Source organism: Intrasporangium sp., assembly GCF_030452765.1.
Lineage (GTDB): Bacteria > Actinomycetota > Actinomycetes > Actinomycetales > Dermatophilaceae > Intrasporangium_A.
Genome location: NZ_JAKDLO010000259.1, coordinates 1 through 4,900, shown reverse-complemented (window position 1 = coordinate 4,900; position 4,900 = coordinate 1). Strand labels below are relative to the sequence as shown.

Annotated in this window: 6 protein-coding genes; 3 read left to right on the top strand and 3 right to left on the bottom strand. The window is 69.3% G+C overall.

Translation table 11 applies throughout. The annotated features are described in order from the left end of the window. The first annotated feature begins 104 nt into the window (after positions 1 to 104). Complete coding sequence (bluB, locus tag L0H79_RS20805; RefSeq protein ID WP_301486551.1) at positions 105 to 1,934, top strand: 5,6-dimethylbenzimidazole synthase; 1,830 nt, start codon at positions 105 to 107, stop codon at positions 1,932 to 1,934. A 75-nt stretch (positions 1,935 to 2,009) separates the two neighbouring features. Then, positions 2,010 to 2,528, top strand: coding sequence for a gamma carbonic anhydrase family protein (locus L0H79_RS20800; protein ID WP_301486550.1), 519 nt, complete (start codon positions 2,010 to 2,012; stop codon positions 2,526 to 2,528). A 212-nt stretch (positions 2,529 to 2,740) separates the two neighbouring features. Here the strand turns inward: L0H79_RS20800 and L0H79_RS22340 are convergent, their stop codons facing one another. The 3 genes from L0H79_RS22340 to L0H79_RS20790 all read right to left on the bottom strand — a co-directional run bounded on the left by L0H79_RS22340 (position 2,741) and on the right by L0H79_RS20790 (position 4,015). Further along, positions 2,741 to 3,040, bottom strand: coding sequence for a DUF6188 family protein (locus tag L0H79_RS22340; protein ID WP_367652507.1), 300 nt, complete (start codon positions 3,038 to 3,040; stop codon positions 2,741 to 2,743). A gap of 198 nt (positions 3,041 to 3,238) precedes the next feature. Further along, positions 3,239 to 3,556, bottom strand: a complete 318-nt coding sequence (locus L0H79_RS20795) for a DUF6188 family protein (protein ID WP_301486548.1) — start codon at positions 3,554 to 3,556, stop codon at positions 3,239 to 3,241. Between the two features lie 84 nt (positions 3,557 to 3,640). Next, entirely contained in the window at positions 3,641 to 4,015 is a 375-nt protein-coding gene (locus tag L0H79_RS20790) for a DUF6188 family protein (RefSeq protein WP_301486546.1), read from the bottom strand. 571 nt (positions 4,016 to 4,586) lie between these two features. Here L0H79_RS20790 and L0H79_RS20785 point away from each other — a divergent pair. Further along, the coding region (locus L0H79_RS20785; RefSeq protein ID WP_301486545.1) for a hypothetical protein at positions 4,587 to 4,900 on the top strand (314 nt) is incomplete at its 3' end.

Genomic DNA, 4,900 nt, shown 5'->3' with positions numbered 1-4,900 from the left:
AGTCCGGACGCGAACAGATTCTCTGGGCCACACCACAAACTTGACGCACACCCGGTCGTGACCCACCCCGTGGGTATGCCGCCTACTCTCGTTACCCTCGCAGCGTGAGCTTCCGCCGGCCGGTCCCCACGATCGGGGACACCACCTCCGCCGCCGAACGAGCCGACGCCCCGGGCGCGTGGGCCATGCCCGAGGAGCTCGAGCCGCTCGAGCGGGTGGTGGCCGCGCGACGCGACATCCGCCGCTTCCGACCCGACCTCGTCCCCGACGACGTCCTTCAGGCGATCCTCACGGCCGGCCATCGCGGGCCGTCGGTCGGGCATTCCCAGCCGTGGCGGTTCATCGTGGTGTCCGAGCAGGCGACCCGCGACGCGGCCGCGGTCATGGCCGACCGGGCGCGGCTCCAGCAGGCCGCGGGCATGGCCGAGGAGTCCGCGCGTGGCCTGCTCGACCTGCGCCTCGAGGGGATCCGCGAGGCCCCGCTCGGCGTCGTCGTCGCCTGCGACCGCCGCACCCCGGCCGCCGGGGTGCTCGGGCGCGCTACCTTCCCGGACACGGACCTGTGGTCCTGCGCCGCGGCGATCGAGAACATGTGGCTGACCGCGCGGGCGCACGGCCTCGGGATGGGCTGGGTGACCCTCTTCGAGCCGGCCGAGCTCGCCGACCTGCTCGCCCTGCCCGTCGGGGTCGAGACCCTCGGTTGGCTCTGCCTCGGCTGGCCCGACGAGCGCCCGCCGTCGCCCGGGCTGGAGCGTGCCGGATGGTCGAGGCGGCTGCCCCTGGACCAGGTCGTCATGCGCGAGCGGTGGACCGAGGCGGCCCCGCCGGTATCGCACCTGCGCGGTCCCGACCAGAGACAGGTCGTCGGGGCTCGCGACCGGGCCGACGCCCTGCTCACGGTGCCCGGCTCGCTCGGCGTCCTCGACACGGTGCTCGACCGGATCGGCGCCCTGCCGGTGGCGGACGGGCCGGGGATGCTCGTCATCGCGGCCGCGGACCACCCGGTGACGCGGCACGGCATCTCCGCCTTCGACCCGTCGGTCACGGCCGACCTCGTCCGGGCCACCCGTGAGGGGAGCTCGATGGGGGCCGTCGCCGCGCGGGCCGCGGGCCTGTCGCTCGACCTTGTCGACGCCGGGGTGGGGAGCTCGTCGGGCCGAGGCGATCTCGTCACCTCGGATGCCCTCGACGAGCGGGCGTATGCCGCCCTGCTCGCCTTGGGTCGCGAGCGCGGTCGCGCTGCGGCCGGGTCGGGCCTCGTCGCGCTCGGCGAGATCGGGATCGGCAACACGACGGTCGCCGCGGCGCTCGCGACAGCGTTGCTGGGCGTGCCGGTTGGTGAGGTGGTCGGGCGGGGCTCGTCGGCTGACACTGCCATGGTCGCGCGCAAGGTCGACGTCGTCGAGCGTGCCCTCGCCCGTGTCCTCGCACGGCCCCCCCAGTCCGGATCGAGAGTGCCCCAATCCCGATCGAGCGTGCAGCAGTCCCGATCGAGCGTGCAGCAGTCCCAATCGAGCGTGCAGCAGTCCCGATCGAGCGTGCAGCGGGGAGACAGTGTCGATGTCCACGGGGTGCTGCGGCGGCTCGGAGGGGGCGAGTTCGCGGTGCTCACCGGTGTCATCCTGGGGGTGGCGGAGGCTGGGGGTGTCGTCATCCTGGATGGTCTCGCCACGTCCGTATGCGCACTCGCAGCCGTCCGGGTCGAACCCGCTGTAGCCGCACATCTGGTCGCCGGCCAACGATCTCGTGAGCGGGCGCATTCGCTCGTCCTGACCGAGCTCGGTCTCGAGCCGCTGATCGACCTGCGGATCCGGGCCGGTGAGGGCGTCGGTGCCGCCCTCGCCGCAGGTGTCGTCAAGGGCGGGCTCGAGCTTCGCCGCTCGGTCGCTCGGACGACGCCCGGCCGGGCCGAGCACCTGCCTGGGTCGGGGTGAGGGGTGGGCACGACTCGTCGGTAGGTGCCTCGACTCCCGCTGGGCTCGACGGATCGGGCGTGGCAGGGTGGGCCAATGATCATCCCGCTCGGTGACCGGATCCCCCACGTCGACGCGTCCGCCTTCGTCGCACCCACGGCGCAGCTCGTCGGCGACGTCGAGCTGCAGGCGGGCTCGAGCGTCTGGTACACAGCCGTGTTGCGAGCCGAGTTCGAGCCGATCGTCCTGGGCGAACGCAGCAACCTGCAGGACGGTGTGGTCGTGCACACGGACACCGGCAAGCCCGCCCGGGTGGGTTCCGGCGTCTCCGTCGGCCACCGGGCGGTCCTGCACGGGTGCACGATCGAGGACGACTGCCTCATCGGGATGGGCTCGGTCATCCTCAATGGAGCGGTCATCGGCGAGGGCAGCCTCGTCGCGGCTGGGGCCGTCTTACAGGAGGGTGTGGTCATCCCGCCGCGATCGCTGGTCGCCGGCGTCCCCGGCAAGGTGCGCCGCGTGCTGATCGACGAGCAGGTCGAGAAGATCCGGCACAACGCCGAGGTCTATGTCGACCTGGCGAGGCTGCACGGGGAGGCCACGAGCCGGCGTTGATCTCGCGCGAGCGAACGGACGACCGTTGGTCCGTCCGGCGGCGTCGGCTCCTGCTCAGCGATGGCCGCTGACACCACTGTCCGCGACCAACGGTCGTCCGCCGGTGCGAACTGTCTGCGCCGATCGCCCGTCAGGTTTCGCTTGAGCGTGACGCATGCCAGCGTCAAGCCGGCTGTTGCGCGCACTCTGCCCCCGGTGCGGGTGCAGATCGGTCATGTGCGTGGCCCCCAGACAGCGAGGTCCCCGCCTGGCTTGCACAGGATGATCTCTCCATGCGGGCCTCCCATCTCCCACGCCTCATAGTCTTCGCCCGCCGCGACGCTCAACTGTGCGTGTCCAATGTTGATTGCGAGGTCTCCTGTCTCCGAGACGAGAACCGATGAGATCTGTTGTCCAACAAGACGTTCCAGTTCTGCAGGCAGATCCTCGGTGAGCTCACTTCGCTCCTCGATCAGGACCGTCCCCCCTCGGGGCTGGTGAGGTAGGTGTCCCCACTGAGCTGGATCTCCCAGTTCTCCTCCGTGTATACGAGGACCCTGAAGTCGAGTCGGATCGTGTAGATCGTGTGTCCCGTGAAGTTAGGAATCTTGGTGCCGATCCAATCGGTAGGTCGGATAGGTCGGACAGCCCTCTGGCCCGATCAGGCCGTCCACCCGGGCGGAGTAGTCGTTGGCCAGCCAACTCGTGCAAGAGGTTGACTGTGGAAAGGGTCAGACCCACGGGCCCCAGACAGCGAGGTCGCCACTCGGTTTGCAGACCACGATCTCCCCGCGGGCCCCATGGATCTGCCAGGACTCGTATTTCGGGTCTGCTCGGACGTTCACCTGTGCGTCGCTGAAGTTGAGCGCGAGGTCACCATTGGGCGACACGACGACGTTCCGTAGCTGGCTGTCGACAAGTTGCCTCGGCTCGAGTGGCAAGTCCTCGTCGTCGACGTGTATGCCGACGTTGATCTCCTCCCTCCTCCGGTTGCTGCCCAAAACTGATGAGGTGGGTTGTCCCTTCGAGGTTGAACTGCCACCCCTCATCGGTCCACAGCTGCAGCCGGTAGTCGATCCGGATGTCGGTGATGGTCTGGCCAGCGAGGGATTGGAACAAGGCGGTGCGGTCCGTCATATGCGTGGCCCCCAGATGGCGAGGTGCCCTCCCGGCTTGCAGACGATGAGAACACCCTTCGGGCCGCCGATCTCCCAGGCCTCGTGGTCCGCACCAGCGCGGGTACTCAGCTGGGTATCTCCGATGCTGATCGCGAGGTCTCCCTGCTCAGAGACGAGGACCGATGAGATCTGCTGCCCAACGAGGTCTACCAGCTCGTCCGGAAGGTCATCCCGGTACTGCTCGTTCTCGACTCGAACCGTCCCGAGGCGCGCGTTCGTGAGGTAGGTGTCGCCGTTGAGGTCGAACTCCCAGTCTTCCTCGGTCCAGACCCTCAGGCAGCCGTCGATCTGCATGTCGTGAACCGTCTGTCCGGCGAAGTCAGGAATCATGGTGCCCATCCATTCGGTATGTCATAGGTCCCATCCGCTCGGATCGGGATGTGGGTGTCAGGGCCACGTGCTGTGCCGGTGTGGCCATCGAGTCGCAGCGGCTGTCCGTGAGAGTTGTAGAAGCGCACGTAGCCGTGGCTGTATCGGTCATCGGGATCCATGATGCGGATGGTGTCGGCATTCTGTGGCTTGCGTCGGCCTGGGGCCACCTTGTCAGGGGCCTGCCAAACCTCGCCATCGCCCTTGGCAACGCGACCCTTCCAGTTCGATCCTGCCGTGTCCGGACGCATCGAGTCTGGCAGGGGATCGCCCGTCTTGCCCCGCCAGTTGTCCGGACGATCGACCTCCTTGAGCAACCGGTTGTCCTGGCGGGACGCGTTGGAGAGCAGGTCTCCGGCGCCGCGGGCAGCCGTGGCAGCGCCGGTCCCGCCATCGCCGCGGCCGCGATCTGGATCGGCACACCGGCGACTGCTCCGACTCCTGTTGCATCGAGCGCCGCGCCGCCGCTCAGGCCTGTGCCGCCGAGGACGATCATCCCGGTTCCGACCGCCATCTCGATGAGGTCCTCTGGGTGCTCCGCCGCGGCTTCGGCGACGTCGGCGGCGCCGTTCGTGAGCGGCACGGCGGTGTGGTTCCAGGTCCATGCCCCGGCGTCACCAGCCATGTCGAGCGCCGTCTGCCACCAAGGCCGCTCCGGCCGTTGCACGACCCGGCCCATGGACGCATCGAAGCGAGGCGGATCTGCTCCCGGGCGATCGGGAGACCGCGCAGCACAGCCTCGCTCGCGGCGGCAGCGCTCGCCACGGGCACGGGTCCGGCCGCGTCCGCCGAGAGCCGGCACAGGGTGCGAGCGCAGGAGGCGCCGGTCGCCATGAACTCGTCCAT